Source organism: Chitiniphilus eburneus (assembly GCF_005048205.1).
Taxonomy (GTDB): Bacteria; Pseudomonadota; Gammaproteobacteria; order Burkholderiales; family Chitinibacteraceae; genus Chitiniphilus; species Chitiniphilus eburneus.
The window spans coordinates 44,983-69,811 of sequence record NZ_SUMF01000017.1; the positions used below are offsets into that span (position 1 = coordinate 44,983).

18 protein-coding genes are annotated in these 24,829 nt (G+C 66.5%); 5 read left to right on the forward strand and 13 right to left on the reverse strand.

The features are described from left to right. Positions 1–220 precede the first annotated feature (220 nt). Positions 221–1,867: an alpha,alpha-phosphotrehalase gene (treC, locus tag FAZ21_RS13835; RefSeq protein ID WP_136774031.1), complete on the forward strand. Its 1,647-nt coding sequence runs from the start codon at positions 221–223 to the stop codon at positions 1,865–1,867. Between the two features lie 198 nt (positions 1,868–2,065). On the opposite strand, the gene FAZ21_RS13840 is transcribed toward treC, so the two are convergent. The 3 genes from FAZ21_RS13840 to FAZ21_RS13850 all read right to left on the reverse strand — a co-directional run bounded on the left by FAZ21_RS13840 (position 2,066) and on the right by FAZ21_RS13850 (position 4,711). After that, positions 2,066–2,950 carry a glycoside hydrolase family 16 protein gene (locus tag FAZ21_RS13840; protein WP_136774032.1) on the reverse strand — a complete coding sequence of 295 codons (885 nt, stop codon included), beginning with the start codon at positions 2,948–2,950 and terminating at the stop codon, positions 2,066–2,068. Next, a complete protein-coding gene (locus FAZ21_RS13845; RefSeq protein ID WP_136774033.1) occupies positions 2,947–3,690 on the reverse strand; it encodes an alpha/beta hydrolase in 744 nt (247 codons plus the stop codon). The genes FAZ21_RS13840 and FAZ21_RS13845 overlap by 4 nt, the downstream gene beginning before the upstream one ends. 133 nt (positions 3,691–3,823) lie before the next feature. Continuing rightward, complete coding sequence (locus tag FAZ21_RS13850) at positions 3,824–4,711, reverse strand: AraC family transcriptional regulator (RefSeq protein ID WP_136774034.1); 888 nt, start codon at positions 4,709–4,711, stop codon at positions 3,824–3,826. A 462-nt stretch (positions 4,712–5,173) separates the two neighbouring features. On the opposite strand from FAZ21_RS13850, the gene FAZ21_RS13855 reads away from it, so the two are divergent. Beyond that, positions 5,174–5,947: a DUF4397 domain-containing protein gene (locus FAZ21_RS13855; protein ID WP_136774035.1), complete on the forward strand. Its 774-nt coding sequence runs from the start codon at positions 5,174–5,176 to the stop codon at positions 5,945–5,947. 75 nt (positions 5,948–6,022) lie between these two features. On the opposite strand, the gene FAZ21_RS13860 is transcribed toward FAZ21_RS13855, so the two are convergent. The 4 genes from FAZ21_RS13860 to FAZ21_RS13875 all read right to left on the reverse strand — a co-directional run bounded on the left by FAZ21_RS13860 (position 6,023) and on the right by FAZ21_RS13875 (position 9,774). Next, on the reverse strand, positions 6,023–6,367 hold the full coding sequence (locus FAZ21_RS13860; RefSeq protein WP_136774036.1) for a hypothetical protein: 345 nt from the start codon (positions 6,365–6,367) through the stop codon (positions 6,023–6,025). Then, complete coding sequence (gene sbcB, locus FAZ21_RS13865; RefSeq protein WP_136774037.1) at positions 6,360–7,784, reverse strand: exodeoxyribonuclease I; 1,425 nt, start codon at positions 7,782–7,784, stop codon at positions 6,360–6,362. Before sbcB ends, FAZ21_RS13860 begins: the two co-directional genes overlap by 8 nt. A 64-nt stretch (positions 7,785–7,848) precedes the next feature. Beyond that, positions 7,849–8,739: a pirin family protein gene (locus FAZ21_RS13870; RefSeq protein WP_136774038.1), complete on the reverse strand. Its 891-nt coding sequence runs from the start codon at positions 8,737–8,739 to the stop codon at positions 7,849–7,851. A 171-nt stretch (positions 8,740–8,910) separates the two neighbouring features. Next, positions 8,911–9,774, reverse strand: coding sequence for a pirin family protein (locus FAZ21_RS13875; protein ID WP_136774039.1), 864 nt, complete (start codon positions 9,772–9,774; stop codon positions 8,911–8,913). Positions 9,775–9,982: 208 nt separating this feature from the next. On the opposite strand from FAZ21_RS13875, the gene FAZ21_RS13880 reads away from it, so the two are divergent. After that, positions 9,983–11,023: a formylglycine-generating enzyme family protein gene (locus FAZ21_RS13880; protein WP_136774040.1), complete on the forward strand. Its 1,041-nt coding sequence runs from the start codon at positions 9,983–9,985 to the stop codon at positions 11,021–11,023. A gap of 54 nt (positions 11,024–11,077) precedes the next feature. Here the strand turns inward: FAZ21_RS13880 and FAZ21_RS13885 are convergent, their stop codons facing one another. Continuing rightward, on the reverse strand, positions 11,078–13,477 hold the full coding sequence (locus FAZ21_RS13885) for a hypothetical protein (protein WP_136774041.1): 2,400 nt from the start codon (positions 13,475–13,477) through the stop codon (positions 11,078–11,080). Between the two features lie 4 nt (positions 13,478–13,481). Continuing rightward, entirely contained in the window at positions 13,482–16,223 is a 2,742-nt protein-coding gene (locus tag FAZ21_RS13890; RefSeq protein ID WP_136774042.1) for a type VI secretion system Vgr family protein, read from the reverse strand. Between the two features lie 715 nt (positions 16,224–16,938). Between FAZ21_RS13890 and FAZ21_RS21105 the strand changes: the two genes are divergently transcribed. Further along, positions 16,939–18,543 carry a carbohydrate-binding protein gene (locus FAZ21_RS21105; RefSeq protein ID WP_281279776.1) on the forward strand — a complete coding sequence of 535 codons (1,605 nt, stop codon included), beginning with the start codon at positions 16,939–16,941 and terminating at the stop codon, positions 18,541–18,543. A 199-nt stretch (positions 18,544–18,742) separates the two neighbouring features. On the opposite strand, the gene FAZ21_RS13905 is transcribed toward FAZ21_RS21105, so the two are convergent. Beyond that, positions 18,743–19,828 (reverse strand): outer membrane protein assembly factor BamB family protein, encoded by a 1,086-nt coding sequence (locus tag FAZ21_RS13905; protein WP_169307403.1) that lies wholly within the window; start codon positions 19,826–19,828, stop codon positions 18,743–18,745. 1,097 nt (positions 19,829–20,925) lie between these two features. On the opposite strand from FAZ21_RS13905, the gene FAZ21_RS13910 reads away from it, so the two are divergent. Further along, on the forward strand, positions 20,926–22,107 hold the full coding sequence (locus FAZ21_RS13910) for a carbohydrate-binding protein (RefSeq protein ID WP_136774044.1): 1,182 nt from the start codon (positions 20,926–20,928) through the stop codon (positions 22,105–22,107). Between the two features lie 120 nt (positions 22,108–22,227). On the opposite strand, the gene FAZ21_RS13915 is transcribed toward FAZ21_RS13910, so the two are convergent. From FAZ21_RS13915 to FAZ21_RS13925, 3 genes are all read right to left on the reverse strand, one after another. Continuing rightward, positions 22,228–23,202 (reverse strand): EF-hand domain-containing protein, encoded by a 975-nt coding sequence (locus FAZ21_RS13915; RefSeq protein ID WP_136774045.1) that lies wholly within the window; start codon positions 23,200–23,202, stop codon positions 22,228–22,230. 28 nt (positions 23,203–23,230) lie between these two features. Continuing rightward, entirely contained in the window at positions 23,231–23,797 is a 567-nt protein-coding gene (locus FAZ21_RS13920) for a LemA family protein (protein ID WP_136774046.1), read from the reverse strand. Between the two features lie 149 nt (positions 23,798–23,946). Next, complete coding sequence (locus FAZ21_RS13925; protein WP_136774047.1) at positions 23,947–24,738, reverse strand: MOSC domain-containing protein; 792 nt, start codon at positions 24,736–24,738, stop codon at positions 23,947–23,949. Positions 24,739–24,829 lie beyond the last annotated feature (91 nt).

The window sequence follows — 24,829 nt, forward strand, 5'->3', positions numbered from 1 at the left end:
CCCGACCGACGTAGGGCACCCCGGAGGGGCGCAAACGCGGGTGGCCTTTTCTTTGGTTCGTTTCTTTTGGCCACGCAAAAGAAATGAACCGGCCCGCCCGGCCGCTAAGGGCGTCAAGCAGCCGCGCCGCAGGCGCTAGGCGGTTAAAGCCTTGGACGTTGCAGTTGCCATTGAAGTTGAAGTTGCCACCGCCGCCGCAGGCAAACCCCAGGAGCCCCCCATGACCCCCGACTGGAAGCAAAGCGTCGTCTACCAGATCTACCCCAAAAGCTTCTGTAGCGCCCACGGCCAGGCCACGGGCGATCTGGCGGGGGTGACGGCCAGGCTCGACTACCTGCACTGGCTGGGTGTGGACTGGCTCTGGCTGACCCCCATCTACGTCTCGCCCCAGCGCGACAACGGCTACGACGTCGCGGACTACCGCGCCATCGATCCGCGTTACGGCGACATGGCCGACTTCGAACGGCTGGTGACCGAGGCCGGACGGCGAGGCATGGGAGTGATGCTGGACATCGTGGTCAACCACACCTCCACCGAGCACGCCTGGTTCCAGGCCGCGCGGCAAAGCCGCGACAACCCGTGGCGCGATTTCTACCTCTGGCGCGACGCGCCGAACACCTGGCAGTCCAAATTCGGCGGATCGGCGTGGGAATACGACCCACTGGCGGGGCAGTACTACCTGCACCTGTTCGACACCAGCCAGGCCGATCTCAACTGGGATCACCCACCGCTGCGACAGGCGGTATTCGACATGATGCGGTTCTGGCTGGACAAAGGCGTGCGCGGCTTCCGGCTGGACGTGATCAACCTGATCAGCAAGCCCGCCGATTTCCCCGACGACGACAGCGATGGCCGCCGCTTCTACACCGACGGCCCGCACGTGCACGACCACCTGCAACAGATGCACCGCGAAGTGTTCGCCGGGCGCGACGTGCTGACCGTGGGCGAGATGTCGTCCACCTCGCTGGCGCACTGCATCCGCTACTCCCACCCGGACCAGCACGAACTATCGATGACCTTCAACTTCCACCACCTCAAGGTGGATTACCCGGACGGTCACAAATGGGTGGCGGCGCGCTACGACTTCATCGCGCTCAAGCGCATCCTCTCCACCTGGCAGGAGGGCATGCATGCCGGCGGCGGCTGGAACGCGATTTTCTGGTGCAACCATGACCAGCCGCGCGTGCTCAGCCGCTTTGGCGACGCGGGCGCGTACCGCGTGCAATCGGCCAAGCTGCTGGCCACCGCGCTGCACGGCCTGCAAGGCACGCCCTATGTGTACCAGGGCGAAGAGATCGGCATGACCAACCCGGATTTCGCCGAGATCACGCAATACCGCGACGTGGAAACGCTGAACGCACACCGGCTGTTGCTGGCCGGCGGCGTGCCGGAGGCCGAGGTGATGGCGGCGATCCGCCAGAAATCGCGCGACAACGCACGCACCCCGATGCAATGGGATGCCAGCGAACACGCGGGGTTTTCCGGCGAGGCGCCGTGGATCGAACTGGCGCCGAACTGGCGCGAGGTCAACGTCGCCGCGCAACGCGACGACCCCGATTCGGTACTGCACCACTATCGCCGCCTGATCGCGCTGCGCAAGCAGCATCCGGTGCTGGTCGATGGCGACTACCTGTGCCTGACTCCAGACCACTCCGCGCTATGGGTCTACCTGCGCCGCACCCCAAACGCCACGCTGGTGGTGGCGTGCAATTTCAGCGGCGAAACGGTGGGGGATACCCTTCCGTCCCTGGGCACACTGGCCGCCGCGGGCAACGCGCGCGTGCTGATCGCCAACCATCCCGATACGCCCGCGCTGGGCGCCGAGTTGCATCTGCGGCCGTGGGAGGCAGTGATGTGGCTGGCGTAACGTAAGTCAAACCCCAAACCTTGAAACACAGAGTTTCACGGAGAAAGGCTTGAGCGGGCAGGCTGCTTTATCCGGGACGAAGCGCCCCTGGCTTGAAAAGCCATTTTTACGAGCGGCCCTGATTGACCCCGGTTTTCTCTGTGAATCTCCGTGTTCTCCGTGTTTCGAGATTTAGGGTTTGCAGTGGCTTTACAGCCGTCACAATTCGCACAGTGAAGGCGGCACTGGCGGCTTGGGCTTCATCGTATCCAGCCGCCGTTGCCCGGCCTTGCGCCACTCAGCGACGTGGCGGCTCACTTGCTCGGTGCTCCACCACTGGTCGGCCACGTGCAGCACCCAGTCCACCTCCTGTTCCCAGCGGCGCGGGGCCCGGCTGGGGGCGAGGTGGTCGGCGACGAACCACAGATTGAAATTCATCGACATCAGCACCGGCGGCTGGCCGTTGCGGGTGTGGGTCACCGCCGGTTTACCGTCGACGAAGAAACGCAGTTCGCCGGCCCTGGCATGCAGCACCAACGTATGCCAGCCGGCGAAGCTGCCGGCTACCTTGCCCGACACCGCAATCGGCTCGCCGCCGGGTGGGAACGGCCGGCTTTCCCATTTGTTGAGTGTCAGCGTGGGGCCCACGTGGCCCCAGCCGCCGTTGGGCAGGTATTCGTGGTCGAACTCGCTGTAGAACGGCTCGCCCCAGGCGCCCAGCGTGTAGAAGGTCTGCACCACTTCGTCGCCATTCGGCCCGCTGACCGGCTGATCGGTGAAGTGGATGCGCACCGCGTAGGTGCCGTCCAGGTAGTGGCGCTGGTGGCATAGCTGCGCCTGGCGCGTGCTGCCGCCGCTGCCATCGGTCTCGGCGGCCAGTGCCAGCAGCCGGTTGCCGGGCGCGGCGGGATCGTCGCGCAGCGTGATGCCCTCCACCCACCATTGGGCTGCGGGCACACCCGGAAAGCCCTTGCCGTCGCGCAGCACCCAGCCGTCCGCCTGCAAGGCGGCGCGGCTGGGTTGGGAGAAATCGTCGAAGTAAAGCGCGTCCGCCGCCCAGGCCAGGGTGGGGGACAGCAGCGTGGCAACCAGCAATCGTTTCATGGCAAGGGTATCGTCCGTTGAATGAAGGCCGTGATCTGCTGTTCGATCGCATCGCCGTCGCCGGCCCCGAACAGGTCGGTGCCGTGGCCGCCGCCCTTGGAGACGATCAGCTCCTTGGGCTCGGCCGCGGTTTCGGCCATGCGCCGGGTGTCTTCCATGGCGAAGTCGTACCTGGCGCCGACGAACAGCTTGGGTGCGGCGATAGCCTTCAGGTTGTCGTCGCCCGCCACCAGCCCGTTGAACGACGGCCCCACCGTCAGCAGCACGATGGCCTGCGGCTTGGTTGCCGCCGCCACCGGCACCGTGGCGATGCCGCCCATGCTGGCGCCAATCAGCGCCAGCGCCGTGGCGCCGTTGGCCCGGGCATAGGCCACGGCGGCGCCGAGATCGCGGTCGATGTGGGCGATATCCTGCTTGCCGCCCGAATCGCCATACCCCCGGAAATCATAGGTCAGCACCGTGTAGCCCACTCCGGCCAGATGGGTGGCGAAGTTTTCCCAGCTTGTCTGGTCGCGGTTGTACTGATGCGACAGGATCACCCAGACCCCGCCCGGCGCGCCGAAGCGTCGCCCGGCCAGTTTCACGCCGTCCTCGCTGGTGAAATCCACCCGCTCGAATGCCGGGGCCGGCGTCGTTTGCGCCACCGGTTGCGACGGCGGCTTCGGTTTGCGCGCGCCCCAGGCCAGGCTGGCACAGGTGGCGGTGAAAGCGATGACGATCAGTTGCAGTTCCTTGCGCATGGCGGCCTCCTTTCGATGGGTGCCCCCACGATACGGAGCACGCCCACCCTCAGGCAGCGCGCAATGACAGCGGGACTGTGCGGAATGACAGCGGTTGGGGAGGGGTGGTTTGCCCTTCCCGGCACACGCTCCCCTACATCCACCCGTGCCGTGCCCGGTAGGCGCTCGGGGTCAGGCCGGTCAGTTGGCGGAAGGTGCGGGTGAAGTGGCTGGGGTTTTCGTAGCCGACACGGGCCATGATCTCGGTCACCGGCAGCAGGGTGTCGCGCAGCAGCGTGGCGGCGGTGTCGATCCGCAGGCGGATCACGTAGTCGCGCACGCTGGCGCCGGTCAGTTTGCGGAAGTGGTCGTTCAACGTGGTGCGGTTGCTGCCGCACCAGCGCGCCAGTTCGGCAACGGTGAAGCGGCTCTGGTAGCACGCGTGGACACGCAGCAGCGCTTCGTCCAGGCGGTCGGTACGCGCGGGTAGCGCCAGCGTGGCGGCATGGTCGGCGGCGCGCAGGCTGAACAGCAGTTCGAACAGCCAGGAGCGGGTGCGGCATGGCCAGTTGTCGTCGCGCTGGGTCTCGGCCTCGTCGGCGATGCGCGCCAGCAGCCGCTCCAGGTGCTGCGCCTGCGATGGCGACAGCCGCAGTACCCGCCGCGCGGGATCGGCCGCGAGCAGCGGTTGCAGCAGATAGAAATCCTGCAAGGCGGTGCCGTCGAACACGGTCTGGCGCAGTGTCGCCGCGCTGAAGGCCGAGTTGACGATGGCCGGATCGAAGTACACCGAACGCACTGCCAGCCCCTGCGTCTGGTCGAATGTGGGGCGGGTGCGTTCGTCCAGCAGCAGCGCGGCTGGCGCGTTCCACAGCAGGCGCTGCCCGTCGAGCATCAGCGTCGCGGCGCCGGCATGGGCGATCGCGACGATGAAGCGCGGCGCATCGGCGTGGGCGGGCTCCGGGGGCTGATCGCCCACCGACACGGGCAGGGCGTAGCCGCGATGGAAATGACGGCCGGTGACGGCAAGCGGGGCGTTCATGGTGGAGGTCGCCAAGAGAGCATGGGGGGCCGCGATCCTCAGACGGGGTTGCGAAGGTCGATCCGCGCCATTCTAGGGCGTGTCATCCAATGTTTCACGACAGCGTTCGGTGCAGTTCGGGATGCCGTGCAAGGCGCTGGACGCGCTGCGGTATGGATACCGCAAGCGGCCGGCGACGCCGCGCGGCGCCCGAAATGTACCGAACCCGTAGGGCTGGGCCGAAAAAACACCATCCACCGCGTTGCACTCCTTGCCAATAACCGGTTATTGCCTGCGTCGTGCGCCGCGCGCATGACGGGATTGCGGCAGCAATATGACATACGAGTGTGTTTGTAAGTGATTGCCGACATCCGTATCCGCCCGACACCGGCTGTAAGCGGCAGGGCCAGGGGGTACTTTCGAGCCACTCGCGACCCGTGCGCGGCGAGACAGATGGCTCAACACACTACAAAGGTACCCCCCATGAAACTGCTGAAACTATTGCTGCTGGCGACGGCCACGGTATCCGTGCTTTCCGCGTGTGGCGGCAGCGACGACGATCTGGACGATCGCCTGAACATCGCCGATCCCAAGCTGCGCTTCGTCCACGCCGTGCCGGCTGGCCCCAACGTCACGCTCTACCGCAACGGCAATGTCGAAGCGGATGCCACCGACGTGGGCTACAAGTACGCCTCCAAGTACTACGACATCGGTGAAGGCAACGCCGCGCTCGATCTGAAGACCGTGGATGGTGCCACGACCCTCGGCAGCAACGCCTTCGACGCGCAGCGCGGCCACAAATACACCAGCGTGGCGCTGATTGGCGACGGCAAGGCCGACCTGCTGCTGATCGACGATCCGTACAACAAGGGCATCACCAGCGACAACGCCCGCGTGCGCGTGGTGAACGCCGCGTTCAACGCGCAGAACGTCGATGTCTACCTGACCGATCCGGGTGTCGATCTCGCCACGCAGACCGCGCGCTTCGTCGCAGTGCCGTACAAGACCGCCAAGCCGGATTCGGGCAGCGACTCGGAGGAAATGGAAGGCCAGACCTATCAGATCCGCATTACCGAGGCCGGTACGCAGAACGTGATCTTCAGCGCCACCACCGACCTGCCGGCGAATGCCGACTGGCTGCTGCTGGTGGTCCCGGCCGACGGGATCGGCGCGCTGGTGCCGAACAATGTGAAGGTGCTGGTGGCGAAGTCCGATGACGACACCAAGACCACGATGGAACTGAGCAACACGCCGTAAGGGGCGGTTCTCCGGACCAACAAGAAGCCCGGCATTGCCGGGCTTCTTGTTTTGTCCTGATTCAACCATGGCGGGCTAGTGCCAGTTGCTGGTGCCGGAAATCATCGCCACCAGCCAGACCAGGGCGGCCGCGACAGGGATCAGGCTGGCATAGCCGATGATCAGCCCCACCAGCCCCAGCTCGCGATCCAGTGTATTGGGGGGCGCACGTCGGGCAAGGTGGCCGAGAACCAGCGCCGCCACCACGCAGATCGGTGCCAGCAATACACCATCGGCCAGGAACAGCGGAAAAGGCAGCAGGGCGAGAACCAGGCTGAAAGTGCCCTTCACCGGCTTGCCGGGCACCGGGACGGGCAGGGCGTTACCGGCATCCGGTTGCCCGGTGGATGGCGAGGTATTGGGCGCGGTGGGCTCAACCATAGTCGGGCGTCACCATGTCGGCGTATTCGTAGAGCTCCGCCAGGATGGCCTCGGCGCGGGCGTCGGCGGTCTCGGCCAGTTCGTCGATGCGCTCGCAATACGCTTCCAGCGACAGATAACCGTCGCGGCCTTCGAACAACCGCGCCGCGCGTAGCTGCGCCCAGCGTTCGCCTTCCTGCTCCGACAGCGAGGCGGGGAAGTTGCGCGCGCGGTAGCGGAAGGCAAGTTCCTCCAGCCGGCCATCGTCGAAGCTGGGGCGCTCGCGCGCCAGCGTGGCACCGTCCAGCGTGGTCAGCCGCGCCAGCGTGCGACGGTCGTTGTTGGAGAGGAAGCCGCCGTAGAGGTCTTCGTCCACATCGCACGGGCCGAATGGCTCGCGCTGGTACACCTCGCGCCACAGCCCGGCCAGGTCCGGCCCTGCCTGCAATGTGGCGGCGTGGCGCAACGCGGTGTCCAGGTCGATGCCCCAGTGCGCGGCGCGCGCCGCCGGCAGTGTTTTCAGGTTGCCGATCACGATCGGCGATTTGTTGATGTGGATGGTCTTCACCGGCAGCCGCGTCACGCCTTCGGGCAGCTCGGCGCTGCGGGTGAACATGCGCTGGCGGAGGGTGGCGGCATCCAGGTCGAACAGCTCGGCCGGGTCGGCGGCCAGGTCCCACACGATCAGCTCGTTCTTGTTCTGCGGGTGCCAGCCCAGCGGCCACACCAGCGCGATGCAGCCGCGTTCCACCCCGAACATGCCTGAAACGTGCAGCAGCGGGCGCGGCGTGGTGCCGATCTCGGCCTGCACCTTTTCCTTCTTGCGCAGGCTGAGGCAGAAGTCGAACAAGCGCGGCTGGCGTTGGCGGATCAGCCGCGCCAGCGCGATGGTGGCGCGCACGTCCGACACGGCGTCGTGCGCGGCCTCGTGCGCCAGTCCGTTGGCGGCGGTCAGGTGTTCCAGGCGAAAGCTGTGCTTGCCTTCGTCGTTGATCGGCCACTCGATGCCTTCCGGGCGCAGCGCGAATGCCGTGCGCACCGTATCGAGCAGATCCCAGCGGCCGCAGTCGTTCTGCCATTCGCGCGCGTAGGGATCGAGCAGGTTGCGCCAGAACAGGAAGCGCGTGACTTCATCGTCGAAACGGATCGAGTTGTAACCCACGCCGACGGTGCCGGGCTGCGAGAATTCCGCCAGCACCTGCTGCGCGAACTGGTACTCCGGAATTCCGCGCGCCAGCGCCGCCTGCGGCGTGATGCCGGTGATCAGGCACGACTGCGGATCGGGCAGCCAGTCGGGTGTCGGCTGGCAGAACAGCTCCAGCGGCTGACCGATCTCGTTCAGTTCATGATCGGTACGGATCGCCGCAAACTGGGCGGGACGATCACGGCGCGGAACGACGCCAAAGGTTTCGTAGTCGTGCCAGAGAAAGGTATGCATGACGCTGCCAGACAAAAGAATCGCGGCATTCTACCCGGGATGAGGGGGCGGGGTGCCAACCTACCTACCCCTGCCGCGGCCGCGTCGCCGGCAACGGCAGCCGTTCGGTTTCGTTCGGGACATCGCCGAAGCGGCGGCCCGCCTCCCAGTCGGCGGCGGCGGTGTCGATCAGGGCGCGGTCGCTGGCGACGAAGTTCCACCACATTGCGCGCGGGCCATCCAGCGGGGCGCCGCCGAACAGGGCGAAGCGCACCGGCGTATCGGCGCCGACCGTGACAGTGGCCCCTTGGGGCAGCACCGCCAGTTCGCGCGCGGCGAAGGTTTCGCCATCCAGCGTGAGTGGGCCGTCCACCGGATAGACACCGCGCTCGGCGTCGTCGGCCGGCAGGGTGAGGCTGCCACCGGCGGGCAACTCCACCACGGCGTAGAGCGTGGGGCTGGCCGTGGCGACCGGCGACACCGCACCGAACAGCTCGCCAATCAGTAGCCGCACGGTGGCGCCACCCTGCCGCAGCACCGGCAGTTGCGCGGCGGGGTAGTGGCGGAAGTCGGATGCACCGTCTTCCACCGGCACCGGCAATGCCAGCCAGGTTTGCAGGCCGTGCATGCCGCGTTCGCCCTCGCGCACGGCGGGGCTGCGTTCGCTGTGGACGATACCGTGCCCCGCCGTCATCAGGTTCACATCGCCCGGCGTGATGGTCAGCTCGGTGCCGAGGCTGTCCCGGTGCACCATCTCACCGTCGAACAGAAAGGTCACCGTCGCCAGCCCGATATGCGGGTGCGGCGGCACGTCCACGCCCTTGCCCGGCCCCAGCCGCGCCGGCCCCATGTGATCGAAGAACACGAACGGCCCGATGGCCCTGCGCTCGCGGTGCGGCAGGCTGCGCCGCACCGGCAGATCCGCGCCGACAATCTCGTCGCGGCCGTTGATACGGAGAAAGGGGCTGGTAGTCATGGGGGGAGTCCTTTGGGGGCTGGGGTTGTGAAACCCTGCACCTTGAATCACAGACGACGGTGAGCGCAGCGGTACACAGAGAAACCCGGAAGGCTGGTCGGGTTTTCTCTGTGAAACTCCGTTTCTCCGTGCCCGTGGTTCAAGGTGCAGGGTTAAAAAAACACCGGCAAATCAAAACCGCCCGGCATTGAAGTCATAGACTGCCTGTTGCACTTCTTCCCGCGTGTTCATCACGAAGGGGCCCCATTGCGCGATCGGTTCGTTCAGCGGCTTGCCGGCGACCAGGATCAACCGGGTGTCGACATCGCTCTTCAGCCACACGCCGTCGCCGTCGTTGCCGAGTACGCCCATCTGCTGCACCCGGACCGGGCGATCCAGGTCGCCCACGGTCAGCGCACCACGGTAGACGTAGACGAAGGCGTTGTGTCCCGCCGGGATCGCCACCCGGTACTCGCCACCGGCGGGAATCGCCAGGTCGAGATACAGCGGTTCGGTGTCCGGTCGCGTGACCGCGCCTTCGGCATCGCCCAGCTTGCCGGCGATCAGCTTCAGCGCGCCATCGCCTTCCAGTGCGAATTCCGGGATGTCCGTCGCCGGGATATCGCGATAGCCCGGATCGGTCATCTTGTTGCGGCCTGGCAGGTTCACCCACAACTGGAAGCCTTCCATCAGGCCGTCTTCCTGCTCGGGCAACTCGCTATGCACGATGCCGCGCCCGGCGGTCATCCATTGCACGCCGCCGTTTTGCAGTAGCCCCTCGTTGCCGGCGTTGTCGCGGTGGCGCATGCGGCCGGCCAGCATGTAGGTCACGGTCTCGAAACCGCGATGCGGGTGATCCGGGAAGCCGGCGATGTAGTCGTCCGCCTGATCGCTCTTGAAGGCATCCAGCATCAGGAACGGGTCCAGCCGCCGTTGCAGGTCGTGCGTCAGCACGCGGGTGAGCTTGACGCCCGCGCCGTCGCTGGTGGGCATGCCGTTGACCACGCGTTCGATCTCGCGGCTGCGGTGGATGGCGGGAAGGGCAAGGGTACGCATGGTGATCTCCTGTTCTTGAAACTTGTTCGTATCCTAACCCCGTGCAGCCGCTAAAGAAATCGAAGAGATATGTCGTTGATGTTCTGAATTTTTGAATAAGCCAACGTGCCTTTGGGCATTCGGGCCCGGACGGCCGCGCCGGGTGTGAACCAGCCTGGAACGGGCCGATGGTAGACTCGGGCACCCCGACTGAGGATGGATCGCGCCGATGAAAAAAACGTTGCTGTGCCTGGGCCTGAGCGCCTGCCTGCCGCTGGCCGTGCCGGCCGCCGTCACCCCGCCGCCCAAGCCTTCCACCAGCCCGCTGGTCACCGGCGAAGCACTGGCGGCGCTGCCCAGGTTTTCGCAATCGCCCGAACTGGCCGCCAGCCTGAAGGCGGTGGCCGAGGGGCCGCTGCCGCAACGGCTGGCTGCCCTCAAGCGCAAGGCGGTGGCCGATCTGGTGTGGGTCGAAGGCGGCAGCTTCGAGATGGGCGACTGGGGGCCCTACGTGCCCAAGGCCGACAGCCGCCCGCTACACACCGTGCAGCTCACCGGCTTTTACATCAGCCGCTACAAGACCACCTACGCCGAGTTCGACACCTACACCGACGCCAGCAATACGCCGCGCACCGCTGATGGTGAGTTCGAACGCAAATACCGCCATCCGCTGCTGCCGGCCGGCGCGGTGTGGCAGCGCGCGCGCGACTACTGTCAGTGGCTGGGCCAGCAGACCGGCCTGCCGTTCGACCTGCCGACCGAGGCGCAGTGGGAATACGCCGCGCGCAGCCGTGGCCAGCGCTTCGTGTTCCCCACCGACAACGGCAACATCGACCACGGCCGCAACGTGCCCGGCTCGATCGAGCACGTGAAGCTGCTCAGCCCGCTGCTCGACGACGAAGACGGTGCCGTGAGCAAGTACCGCCCCTACCCGGTGGGATTGTTCCCGCCGACGCCGCTGGGTCTGTACGACCTGGCACACGATGGCGAGGAGTGGACGCTGGATTGGTATGCGGCCGACTATTACGCCCATTCGCCCAAGGTCGATCCCAAGGGGCCGGCCAGCGGCGACAAGAAGGTGGCGCGTGGCTGGCCGGTGAGCGATGCCACCGGATTTTCAGGAATTAGTGCATATCGCCGGGTGCGCGATCCGCTGCTGCGGATGTCCGATTGGGAAGATCCAACGAAGCTGGTTCCCGGCCCGGTATACCCCTACGGCCTGCGCTGTGTGGCCAACACCGACCGGCCGCTGTCGGGCACGAAGCAATAGGAAACGGGGCCAGCGGCCCCGTTTTTGCATCGAGGAAAAGGGCCCCGCCGGGGGCTAGGCGTAGTAAGCGTCGTCGCCGCGCGCTGCATACAGCGGGTGATCGTCCTGCCACTGTCGCTGCATTGCGTACTGCACCGAATCATTGGGCACCATCGGCAGCCCACGCGTGGGCTCGTCCTTCAGGCTGGCGTAGACATTGTCGTACCAGCCGCCGAAGTCGCCGCCCAGTTGCGCCAGCTTGCCGTCGCCCAGGCCCTTGCCGGGCAGGCCTTCGTAATGTTCGCGGAACTGGTCGTCGTAGTGGCTTTCGATGAACGGCACGTCGACGTTGCCCACCATTTCCAGCTTGAAGAAATCCTTCAGGCTGGCCAGCTTGCGATCGAAGTCGCCCCTTTCGCCGCGCGGCCCGATGTGTTGGATGATGTTGTCGATGCCGGCCTTGGTCTGCGCCTGGCGCAGCACGTGCAGGATGGCCCGGCGCTGGGCGGCGAGGTAGCTGTCGCCCACGCCGCCACCGCTGACCACCGCGTCGGCCGCGCCGTGGCGCGACAGCCGGTAGATCAGCATGCCGCGCGTTTCCGGCGACGAATACTTCAGCGCAAACGGGGTGGTCAGGATGCGTTCGGCCAGGCGCTGGCGTGCCTCCGCCTTTTCGAGCGCCATGGCGATCTGTTCGACCTGCTGGTTGAGTTGTGCTTCCACCTTGCCCACATAGCTACCAATTTCCTGCCCGGTCTGGATGGCCAGATACGCCATGTCGCGCATGGCTTCGAAGGCCGTCTCGCCGATGATCTTCACGTTGGAATAGTTGGCGTGATAGAGCTGGTAGTTGAACCACAGCACGAACGAGCCGACCTGCAATGGGTTCACTTCCAGTGAAATCGTGCCTTCCGCGCCCAGGCCGACGCACAGGCTGGCGTGAGCCTGGATGCGGAACAGGCCGTCTTCGTACTGTGCAATGAACTTGGCCGATGCACCGATGCCGGCCATGCCGCCGACGCTCGGCGCCACGCTGGCCAGATCCTTGAAATCCTTGTCCTGGGTTTCCGGGTTGCGCCATTGCAGCGCACCCTTCAGCTCGATATCGGCCTTGGCGCCGGCAAAGGCGTTCAGCTCGGCGGTGACGCCGCCGACGTCGGTCGAGGCGGCGCTGCCGACATCCATTTTCTTGGCGCGCTTGTTCTTGCGCCCGCCCGGCTTGCCCTTCACCTTGGGCAGTTCCTTGTCTTTCATTTCCACCGACAGCGACACCTCGGCGGCGACGCTGGCGCCGACCACGCCCGACAGCGCGGCCGACACTTGCAGCCGGATCGCGCCCAGCGGGAATTCGGTGCCGCGCAGGTCGTACAGGCACATCAGGATGCCGTCGCGTGCCGGCAGGTACAGATCGGCCGACGCCTTGGCCTCGGCCAGCGCGATCTCGGCCTTGCCCTCGGCCTTGAACGCCACGCCGGCCTTGAACGGATCGAAGGTGCCGCTGACGCTGCCGCCATACATGTAGCGCATCAGCGCCGCCTGCGCGGTCAGGTCGATATCGGCCACCTGCACTCCGCCTACAGTGGTGCTGGCGGTGTGCTTCACCGTGTGGTCGGCGTTCCACTGGCGACCCCAGTCGCCCAGGATGCTGTCGCTCTTCTGGTAGTCCAGCTTGACGAAGTCCGAGCTGCGGAGCTGCATCTTCTTGCCCTGCTCGCGCACGTATTGCTTGAGCTTGGGCTCATCCAGCTTGCGCTTGCCGTTGGCGTCCTTTTTGTAGACGTCGGCCCACTTCACCGTCTCGGCATCCTTGAACTTGGGCCAGCCTTCCTTGAGGCGATCCGAGCGCACGTACACCAGTTTTTCCGGCAGATCCTTCGGGTACTTGTAGTGATCCTTCAGCCCCGCGCCACTGGCAAAGCCCCACGATTGCTTGGCCTTGGTGCCGTCGATCTTCGGGCCTTCGTTCTTGGTGGTGGTGGCATAGGGCTTGTCGCCCTCCTTGCTCATCAGCGGGATCAGCTCCACCAGCTTCTTGCCGCTGCCGGCGGTGCTGGCCAGCGGCTTCATTTCCTCGCGCAGCTTTTCGTTGGTCTCGTCGCGCCACTTCACCGCCACGTCCCACCACTTCTGCGCTTCTTCCTCGATGCCGGGCGGGATCGTCTCTTTGTTGGCCTTGGCCGCCGCCAGCACCTGCATGCGGTTCTCGCAATCGAACAGCAACGCGTTGGCGTTGTGGTAATCGCGGATCAGCTCGCTCCAGCGGTGGTAGTGCAGCCGCAGCTCGGCCGAATCCTGCGCTGGCACGCCGATGACTTCGCCGGTCTCGGGGCGCAGGAACAGCAGCACCTGCTCGGCCTGAGTGGCCACCACCGAATCCGGGCGCGGGTTGGTGGTGCCATCCTTGATCGGCTGGCTGGACTGGTCGGCGGTGGCAACGGTGCCGCCGCCGCCCATCTCGGAACGTTGATAGGCCATCGGGTCAGTCCAGGTAGAGCTTCAGTTGTCGCGCGTCGGGGGTATGGATGCGGGTGGTCTTGCCTTCGCCGTCGGTCACGCCGTGGAACACCTGGCCGTCGGCGGTCTCGACGCGGTACGGCGTGTGCACCAGCGGCAGGCCGGTGTGCTTGTCGGTGACCACGAATTGCTCGTGGTAGCGCTCCTTGGGCGGTGGCGAGGGCGGTGCCACCTTGCTCAGCGAGGTGGGGCCGGTGAAGCTGAAGCTGGCGGCCTTGAAGCTTTCCGCGCCGGGGGCGTGAATCTCGATGTTGCCGCCGGAGAGACGGATATAGGCGCCGCCGCAGGTCAGCAGCAGTTCCTGCTTGGCCACCGCCTCCAGCTTTTCCTTGTTGGCGTAGATGCGCAGGTTCTTGTCGCCGACGATCTCCACGTCGCCCGACAGCGCATGCAGCCTGGCGTGGCCCTTGGCGGCGATCAGCTTCAGGTTCACCTTGTCCGCCACGCCTTGCACGAACAGGCTGATCCGGCTGCCCACGTTATGCACCCAGCGCCGCGCGGTGGTCTGCTGGGTATCGCGCTGGCTGACGGTATCCAGGTTGCCGCCGCTGGACAGCACCAGCGCGTTGGCCGTGGTCAGGGCAATGCCGGCCGGCGCGCTGGCGACCAGGATCGGCTGTTGGCCGGGTTGCTCGCCCCCCTTGCTGTCGCGATCGGTGTTGCTGCCGGCGGCCCACGCTTCCAGCGCGCCGTTGAGGTGCGCCAGGTTGCCGCGCTGGCGCTTGCCCTGTCTGGTATTGTCCTCGGCGATACCTTCCGGCCCGGTTTCCACGGTGTCGGCCAATTGCCCACTGGCGGTGTCGCCCAGCGCCTGCGCCAGTTGCTGCGCACTTTGCAGTTGCGCCAGCGCCTGTTCGCGGTCGAGCTGAGCGCCGCTGGCACCGGGCTTGGCCTCGGTGCTGAGCAGCAGGCCCTGCGCGGCGCGGATGGCGCCGGCCCGGTCGCTGCGCAACTCGAAGCCTTCACCGCGCGGCTCGGCTTTTCCGTTGGCGCGCGGATGCGCCAGATAACCCTGGTTGAGCTGGGTCTTGCCGTGCTCCGAGCTGAGCTTGGTGCGTACTTCGCCCTGGGTATCGTCGAACAGCAGTTCGCCGTACTGGCCGCCCTGGTGTTCCTTGGTCTTGATGCCCGACAGCGTCTTGTTGGCGGGCAGCGCGCCGGCGCCGGAAAAGTCGGGTGGCGGATGGCCGCCGTTGTACAGCACGCCGACCACCAGTGGGCGGTCGATGTCGCCCTCGATGAAGTCCACCAGCACTTCCTGGCCGATACGCGGGATGAACTGGTGGCCCCAGCCCGCGCCGGCGCTGGGATAGGCGACCCGCAGCCAGCACGACGACTTGTCGTCCAGCGAGGCGCCGTATTCGGGATGCTCCTGCGGGCGCTGCCAATGGAACTGCACCTTGATCCGGCCATGCTGATCGGTGTGCACCTCGTCCGCGGCGGCGTCACCGTCGCGCGGGCCGACCACGGTGGCGGTCTGCGCGCCGGGCGCGGTGGGGCGCTGCCGGCTGGCGTAATCCGGCACCAGCGCGATGCCGCGCCGCTGGGCCTCGAACTCGACGTCGAACGGGCGCTCGGCTTCCTTGACGCCCAGCGCCTGCAACAGATCGCCGGGCAGGTTGTTGCGCGCGGCGAAGCGCAGCCGGCTGGCGACGAACTCGCGCTGTTCGGGGGCGTCGCTATCGTGCAGCGGGTGATCGGCGAGCTGGAACCAGTCGCCCACCTTCAGCCCGCGCACCGTGCCGCCGCCCTGGAACGCCTTCTTGGCCAGGTCGTGCGCTTGCTGGCGCAGCGTGGTGTAGCGGTCGAGCTGCTCGGGGTCGGTGGCGTAGTACAGCGTTTGCGCGTCGTAGTCTTCCAGGCCCGCTTCGGCCTGGGCGCCGCCGTTGCCCTGGTCGGTGGCGGATTGTTGCTGCGCGTGGCGGGTCACCACCGGCTTGTAGTCGAAGCTGGCCAGCGCCACTGCTTCCGGCCCGACGCGGCGCGCGCTGGTCCAGTCGGTGATGCTGTCCTCGGCCTCGGTGGCGTCGGCGCGATGGAAGCGCACGCGGCCGTGCGCCGCCTGCGGTAGCGAATACGGATCGTCGAACGCCACCAGCGTCACGCGCGGGGTGTCGCCTGACTCGTGCTCGAAGCGGTAGGCGATGCCTTCCTCGGCCAGCAGGCGCTGGACGAAGTCCAGACTGGTTTCGCGGTATTGCAGGCAGTAGGAGCGCGCGGGGTAATCACGCGACAGTTCCAGACGCAGGGCGAACGCGGCGGCGAATACCGGATTGGCGGCCTGTTGCTCCTCGATGATTGCCTTGACGATGCCGGGTACGGGCAGGTCCTGCCAGACGCGGCTGCTACGGTGATGGCGCAGCAGCGCCAGTGCCGGTTCGAGAGTCAGGCCGTAGCGCGCGAAGCCGCCATCGGATGGCAATGCCTGCGCGGCGGTGACGATGCCGCAGCGCACCGTTTCCTCGCCATCGGCGGTGAGGATGCCCAGTTGCGCCGGCAGGCCGAGCAGACGCTTGAGTTCCAGCCCGGCGTCGGTGGAAACGCATTCGACGACATAGCGATAGGGCTGGGACAGCGCTTCCTCGCCACTGGCCGATTGCGGCAGCAGTTGCTGGTCCCAGGCGCCGTCGCCCAGTTGTAACGTGACCAGCCGTCGCTCCTGGGTAAAGGCGGAAGCGAAGGAGGCGAGAAGCTGGGCGAAATCCATGGATTTGCAAACGTCGTGTCAGGAATCGCGCAGGATATCATTCCCGATGGTTGTCAGCAGCCGTTGGTTTCGCGGCGCCCTTGTTTTCCCGTTGCCATGCGGACGGAAGGCCGGCATGACAAGACGACTGGCACCGTGCGGCGCCCGGGCCGGGCCGGCATGCAAGAGAGCGAAGGGCCGTCTTTGCTGGCATTGCGCCGGGGCGAGCCCGGCCGCGCCGGCTTGCCGCACGATCAAGCGTCACCCGCCCGCCAGAGCCCCGGCAGCCACGCTGCGCTGCGGCAAAAGCAGCCGTATCAGCGTGTCAGTGAGCGCCATTGGTAATCACTGTGCTCTATGAACAGCACTGGCGGGCTGACCTGGCGCATCCGGCCATGGCGCCACGGTGGGCTGCCAATGCGGAATGCCGTAGTCGGACAAGCGGGCCGGGGGTGATCGCCCATTCAGTGCTTTCCAGTTCAGGTTTGATAGCGCATGCATGGCGTTTGGCGGCGAAAATCGGCCATTCATCCGGGTGGTGCCACCGTCGCATGCCGTGTTGCCTGGGTGGATCGATTCAGACAAACCCAATGGTCGTATCCAGACATGGGGTTGTACCGGGGGTGGCGCTAGCCTTGTGGGATGGAGCGGTACGCCGTTCCTGGCCGGGTGGATGTGCGGAGAGCAGCGACGCGCCCGGCGACAACAACTCGATCAACTGGATGGATGAGACAACATGCGCAAATCAAGCTTGTTCGCGCTGAGCGGCGTGGTCATGGCGACCGCGGCTGCCTACGCCAGCGCGGCCTACCCGGCATGGGCCGAAGGCAACACCTATACGGCCGGCAGCTATGTCAGCTATCAGGGCCACGACTATCAGGCGCTGATCACCCACACTGCCTATGTCGGGGCGGGCTGGAACCCGGCCGTGACCAACACCCTGTGGCGCGACCTGGGCCCGTCCAGCGGCGCCACGCCCACCCCGACGCCGGTGCCCACTCCGGTGCCGACGCCCACGCCGACCCCGCGCCCCACCGCCACGCCAGTGCCGCAGCCGACCCCGACGCCGGTGGGCACCTGCAGCTACGTGGTATGGCAGAGCGGCGTGAACTACCCGCTGGGCACGGTGGTGCAGTACAACGGCGCTTACTACCGGGTGAAAGCGGTGGGCGCCAACGGCAGCGATGCCACCATTCCCACCATCAGTACCTATTACTGGGAACCGACCAGTTGCAGCGGCACGCCGACTCCGGTGCCGACGCCAACTCCCACCCCACAGCCGACTCCCACGCCGACCCCATCCGGCTCATGCAGCTATGTGGTGTGGCAGAGCGGCGTGAACTACCCGCTGGGCACGGTGGTGCAGTACAACGGCGCGTACTACCGGGTGAAAGCGGTGGGCGCCAATGGCAGCGACGCCACCATTCCCACCATCAGCACCTATTACTGGGAGCCGATCGGTTGCAGCGGCGGCCCGTCGCCCACCCCCACGCCGACCCAGCAACCGACGCCGACCCCGACGCCCGGCACCGGTTTGCCGGCCAAGGTGCTCGGCGGCTACTGGCCGTACTGGCCCGGTTCGCAGATCCGCATCCGCGATGTGCATCCCAACTACAACCTGATCTACCTGTTCGCCGCCACGCCGGTGGGCGGGCCACCGGGAACCACCGGCGCGGTGGTCTGGAACACCCCGGGTGATGGACGCGGCGCGGCCACCAACCTGAAGGCGGACATCGCGTATGCGCGCACGGTGCAGGGGCGCAAGATCATCCTGTCGGTGGGCGGCGCGGGCAATGGCATGAGCTTCCCCACCCGCGAGAAATCGCAGAACTTCGTCAACAGCATTGCCGCGATCTACACGCAACTGGGTGGTTTCGACGGGCTGGACTGGAACACCTTCGAAGCGGATCAGCAGCCCGATACCAGCGAAATGATCTGGATCAGCCTGGAACTGAAGCGGCGCTATCCCAACTTCATCATCTCCTCGCCGCCTGCCCCGTGGAATGCCCGCGACAAGACCTTCTGCCGCGACATGGTGATCGCCAACGCCATCGACTACTGCGCGCCGCAGTATTACGACGGCCCCAACCTGGCCGAGCCGAGCTACGTGGTGAACAACGTCGGCGAATGGGTGGCGCTGCTGGGGGCGAGCCACGTGGTGGTGGGTTTCGGCATCAACGATGCCACCAACTACATGCGCATCGATCAGGCGGTATCGACCTGGAACCAGATCAAGTCCGCTTACCCGACCATCCGGGGCGCCTTCGACTGGCAGATCGGTACCGACGAAGTGCAGGGCTGGCCGTTCGCTATCCAGATGAAACCGATCGTGAATCCTTGAACGGTTGACTGAAGGAAGGCTGCTCCTTCGGGGGCAGCGGCAAAAACAAAGTCCGGGGACACAGCGCACAGGAAGGGCACAGAGAACACAGCGAAAACCGAAGGAGAGTTTCATTCCATCCTTTCGGGTTTCTCCGTGTTTTCGGTGTTCTCCGTGCTCCCTGTGTCCCCGGATTTTCGCCTTTATTCCCGCCGCAAACTCAGCGCAGCGACACGCCGTACAGCCGGCCATTTTCGGCGCCGACCATCAGGGTATCGCCGACCACGATAGGCTGGCCGAACAGGCCGGCCGGCAGTTCCGCCTGCCAGTGGCGCTTGCCGTCCAGGCCCACGGCGGTTACCCGGCCCGGGCGGTCGAGCTGGTAGGCGTCGCCGGTGGCCAGCAGCAACTGGCCGTTGGCGTAGACCGGCGCAGTGAACGCGTTCTGGCCGGTATCCACCCGCCACAGCTCGCGTCCGCTCGCCGCATCCAGCGCCTGGAAGAACAGCCCGTCGGACGAGCCGATATACGCCACGTCACCCTGGACCAGCGCCGAGCCCACCACCCACGACGTATCGTGGCTGGCGCGCCAGGCCTCCTTGCCGGTATTCAGGTCGAAAGCGTGCACCGCCGCATCGCGGCTGCCATAGATGCCCAGCTTGTTCCATACCGCGATGCGTGTCTGGATGGTGTCGCGGCCGGGCTGCTTGCGCCACAGCGCCTTGCCGGTGGCCAGCGCCACGGCGCTCAACTGGCCATCGCCATCGGCGATCAGCACCTTGTCGCCGACCACGGTGGGGGTTGCCATCAGGCGATAGGCGCTCTCGTAGCGCCAGCGCGTGGCGCCATCGGCCAGTGCCAGCGCGTAGAGGCTGTCGCCGAAGGCCACCAGCAGCCGGTCGCCGTGTACCACCGGGCTGCCCTGGAAAGTGTCCCATAACTTGAACCCGCGCCAGTCGCCCTGATCGCCCAGGTCGCGTTGCCACAGGATGCGGCCATCCTTTACTGACAGTGCGTAGACCTGGCGATTGGTCTGGACATAGATGCGATCGCCCGCGTGGGTGGGCTGGCTGCCGAGCGAGCCTTTCAGCGCCTGTTGCCAGCGCGGCTTGCGGCTGGGCCAGTCCAGCCCCCGCAGCATGCCGTCGGCGTTGCCGACGATCAGCGTATCGCCCACCAGCAGCGGCGCGGCGCGAACCGGCGCGCCGGTGTCCAGTTGCCACTGGACGGCGCCGGGCGCGGCGCTGGCAACGGGGGCCAGGATGAACACAGTACTGAACAGTAGGGAAAGGGAAAGTCGTCGCATGCAAATCTCTCGATGGGCCGGGCAGGGCGCGCGATGGACATCGGCATTGGGTGCGCTGCGCCGGGCTGGCGGGTTGATCGGTGCGGACGGATACCGAGCCGCGAATGAAATCATGCGGGGGCAAACGAGGGCAAAGTTGTCCGTGATTGCGGAGAACCGGAGTATTGGTTGGCTGCGATTGGGGGCGGGGGGAAGCATGCGCCCGGCGGAGCCGGGCGCTTAAAGATATCTGGTGTGCGGGGAGGTCGGTTCTCCCCTGTTCCATTCCGACTCCCCCCGCCCTCGCCGCCGCGAGGGAGCTTGCTTTGCTGAGTGCGGACGGCGGAGGTTCGGATGGGCTGTGGTGAGGGAGGAACGGTGTTGAGAGGCGGGTGGCAAGGTTTCTGGCGGCGCCGGTCGCTTAAAGATATCTGGTGCGGGGAGGTCGGTTCTCCCCTGTTCCATTCCGACTCCCCCCGCCCTCGCCGCCGCGAGGGGGCTTGCTTTGCTGAGTGCGGACGGCGGAGGTTCGGATGGGCTGTGGTGAGGGGAGGGGCGGTGTTGAGAGGCGGGTGGCAAGGCTTCTGGCGGCGCCGGTCGCTTAAAGATATCTGGTGCGGGGAGGTCGGTTCTCCCCTGTTCCATTCCGACTCCCCCCGCCCTCGCCGCCGCGAGGGGGCTTGCTTTGCTGAGTGCAGACGGCGGAGGTTCGGATGGGCTGTGGTGAGGGAGGGGCGGTGTTGAGAGGCGGGTGGCAAGGCTTCTGGCGGCGCCGGGCACTTGACGATGTCTGGTGTGCGGGGAGGTCGATTCTCCCCTGTTCCATTCCGACTCCCCCCGCCCTCGCCGCCGCGAGGGGGCTTGCTTTGCTGAGTGCGGACGGCGGAGGTTCGGATGGGCTGTGGTGAGGGGAGGGACGGTGTTGAGAGGCGGGTGGTAAGGCTTCTGGCGACGCCGGGTGTGCGGGGGAATGTCGCCCTTGTGCTGTCGGACTTCCCGACTCCGGCGCCGCAAGTCCGCGTTCCGCCGCCTTCGATCCAGGGCCGGCTGAACATTGGCTTATGCCTCTTGCATGATCGGCGTGCGCGTTCGCGCATCCATAACAACGAGGAGTCGTCATGCAACGAAGCAAGCTGTGGTTTGCGCTGGCCGCATGGGTCGGTGGCACGCTTCACGCCGCGCCGGTCTGGCAGGCGGGGCAGGTTTACCAGGCCGGCGATACGGTCACGGTCGCCGGGGTCGATTACCGGGCGCAGTGGTGGACCCAGGGCCAGGATCCGGCGCGGCATGCCGGCGGGTTGGGCGGTGGCCAGCCGTGGCTGGTGCTGGACCCGGACCAGCCGCCACTGGCGTGCGGCGATGTCTGGCGTGCCGGGCGCGCCTATGCGGGCAATGCCGTGGTCAGCCGGCACGGGCGCAATTACCTTGCCCACTGGTGGACGCAGGGCCAGGACCCGGAGGAGGTTGCTCATCGCGAGGTATGGCGCGATGTCGGCGCGTGCCGCTATGTATCCGATTACCAGTTCACCATGGTGGCGCGAAACGTGACGGCGTTGCAGTTCAAGGGCGAAACACTCAGCGCCGCCTATCGCATCCATGTGAAGCTGCCGCCCGATTTCCAGCCCGACACTGCCTATCCGGTGCTCTATGTGCTCGACTGGGCGCTGCTCGGCAGCGTGTTCACCACGCAATACCAGGTGTTGCGCGATGCGGGGCGAATCAGGCCATTGATCGTGGTCGGCGTCGATTGCCCCGACAGCGCCCTGGCCTGCGACCTGCGCCGCTCGCGCGACTTCAGTCCCACCTTCTGGCAGGCCGAGGAGGATTACCTGCAAAACACCGATCCCAACCTGCGTATCTCCGGCGGCGGGCCGGCTTTCCTGACCTTCCTCGCGGATGAGCTGGCGCCGCGCATCGAAACCCATTACCTCGCCGATGCCACGGCGCGCGGGCTGCATGGCACCTCGATGAGTGGCCTGTTCGCCAGCCATGCGCTGGTGGCGCGCCCCGACAGCTTTGGCCGCTATCTGATCAACAGCCCGTCGCTGTGGTACGACGACTATTCGCTGGTGACGCATGCGCAAACCGCGCCCACCGCGTCGTTCGCGCCGGTGCAGCGCGCGTTCTTCAGCATGGGGGCCGAGGAGGGCGAGCCTTATCTGTCCGACACGGCAGCGTTCGCCGCGCTGATTGGCGCCAAGGGGGTGCCGGTGGCGGCGCAGGTGTTTCCCGGTCGGAATCATTACAGCGCGGCGGAAGTGGCGACCGAAGCAGGGTTGCTGGACAGCTATCCGCGCTGAATCCGCGTCGGCTGCCCGCGCTGGCGGAATGGGAGCGGCTGGGTTCGATCGAACCCAGCACCCCGGGTGGCGGCCTTCTTCCGGCCGGGCACCGGTCCGGTCGGGAAGGGCGCCGGCTGCTCAGTCGATATCCTCGGCGTCCTGTTCGAACACGACGGGATGGGCAATCCGGTCTTCCACGATCTGCGGCCGGCGGTTGATCCACCACATCGCATGCAGCAGCACGACCACCAGCAGAAGATAGCCCCAGGCCCAGCGCTGCCGGGTGCGTGCGTAGCTGTCCAGGTCTTCGGTGGAAACCAGGTACAGGCCTTGCCGGGGTTTGCGTAGCACGTTCGCGCTGTCGCGGCTGCCGGTATCGATGGCCTCCCGGATCACATCACGCTCGGCGGCGCTGCGCACCTGTTCCCATTCCTCGGCATCGATCTCGCCATTGCCATCGCGGTCGAACTGGCGCACCAGCGTTTCGCGATCGCGTTTCCATTCGGCCAGCCGGTCCGATACCCGCGCGCGTTGCGCCTGGGGCGAGCGGTCCGCGCGCAGCGTGGCGAAGTCGCCCAGTGCCTCGATATGCTGGCCGGGAAAAATCCACCATTCCGTCCGCCGACGGTCGCCATACCAGGAGACAGAGGGATCGCCCGGCCGCAGGTCGGCGCCTTCCGGATCGATCAGGCAACTGGCGCTGCCGTCGTCCAGCACGAAGCTGTGCTCGCTTTCCACGTTGTAGATTTCACGGGTGCGCGTACCCTGCGGCGTGCGTTCCACCTCGTCCTCGACGCTGTGATACCACACGCACTGGGTACCGAACGGCGACACCAACGGCTCGCCCCCGAGCGGTCGCGCGGCGCCTTCCAGCCGCGCATAGCCCTGGCTGGTGCTACCGATGCGCGAGACCGGCGTATTGACGATGGCCTGATAGCGGCGGCGGCTGGTGTACCACCCCAGCAACGACAACGCGGCGGCCAGCCCCAGGCACCATTGCCAGCCGGCCACGGTCCAGTGCATCCAGCCGAACGCCAGCACGGCCAGGATCGCGGCCAGTGCGCCCCAGTCGGTGCTGGTGCGGCGCATGCCCTTGAAGAGGGTTCCGTTCAACCAGTCCAAGATGTCCGGCCGCCCGTGCTCAACTGAACAACTGCTTCACGTCCACGTCGCTCTTTTCGGCCTCCTTGAAATGCAGCGGCCGAGCCGCGCCAAAACCGAAGCTGTGCGCGACCAGCACATCGGGAAACTGCTCGATGCGCACGTTGTTCAGGTTGACGGTGTCGTTGTAGGTTTCTCGCCGGTCGGCGATACCGTCCTCCAGCTCGGTGATACGCGACAGCAGGTGCTGGAAATGCTCGTTGGTCGATAGCTCGGGGTAGGCCTCCACCGTGGCGAACAACTGTCCCAGCCCGGCGCGCAATGCGGTTTCCGCCGTGCCCAGCGCGGGAATGTTGCGGCTCTCGCGCGCCGATGCCACTTGCGAGCGCGCCTGCATCACCCGCTCCAGCGTCTCGGCCTCGAAGCGCATGTACTGCTTGCAGGCCTCGATCAGCTTGGGCAGCTCATCGTGCCGCTGCTTCATCAGCACATCGATGTTGGACCACGCCCGCGCCACGCCATGCTTGAGCGAGACCAGGTTGTTGTAGAGCGAGATCAGATAGATCACGACCACGGCGACCAGCGCCAGGAAGATCAACAAAGCCATGGCATTCCCCCTTTTTGTCTGGCGGGATCATAGCGTGAGGCGGGGTGGGGAGGACAGCTCGCCATAGGTAAACGCCGTTGCGGCGGTCTCCCCCATTGACGGCGCCCGGCCGCTGCCTACCGGATGCGATGCGCAAGCGCGCAGCCGGATCAGTCCAGCACTTCTACCCCATCCCCCTGCCGCACCCATCCCGCGCGCTCGACAATGGCATTCATCCCGAAGGTGACGCCATCCGGGGTCTTGCGATGGCGTGCCAGCGTGCGCAGCGGCTCCTGGCGCGGGTGCTTGTCGCCGTTGTCCGGGTCCACGGTGGTGAAGACGCAGCGCACGCAGGGCTTGGTCAGGCGGATGACGGCCTCGCCGATACGGATGCGTTGCCAGTGGTCCTCGGCGAAGGCGTCGGCGCCGGCGAAGGTGAGGTTCGGGCGAAAGCGCGCCATCTCCAGTGCCTGCCCGGCCCAGTCGCTCAGTTGCGCCAGCGAGGCGTCGCCGATCAGCAGCAGCGGGTAGCCGTCGGCAAAGCTCACCGGCGTGTCGGGAAAACGCTTCACGCGGCGCTGGGTCTCGCCGGTATACAACAGCTTGAGTGGGCGGCCGGTGAAGGCGGACAGCCAGGCGTCGGCGTCGGCGCTGCCATGCCACGCGGAAAAATCGGTACCCCAGACGTGGGCCGGGTGCGGCGTGGCGAACACCGCGCGAGGGATGGTGAGCGGCGGCTGATCGGGGGCGGTCAATGTCAGTGTCGTTGCGTCGGTGGCGGCGTGGATCTGCACCAGGCGCGGCAGATCGCGGCCGGTGACGAAACGGCCGTCCGCGTCGGCCACCATCCAGGCGCGGTCGTCGGGCAGGCCGACGTGATCCAGTTGCGCCTCGGTCAGCGGGTGGCCGTGGGCGGACTTGAGCGGATAGCGATACAGCGCGGAAACGACGATGGCGGACATGGCGTGAACGAAGGCGGAAGCACGGCCGGTCACTATGGCGGCGCGTCCGGGCCGCGACAAGAGGTGATAACCCGGCCCTCTGTACGCCCGA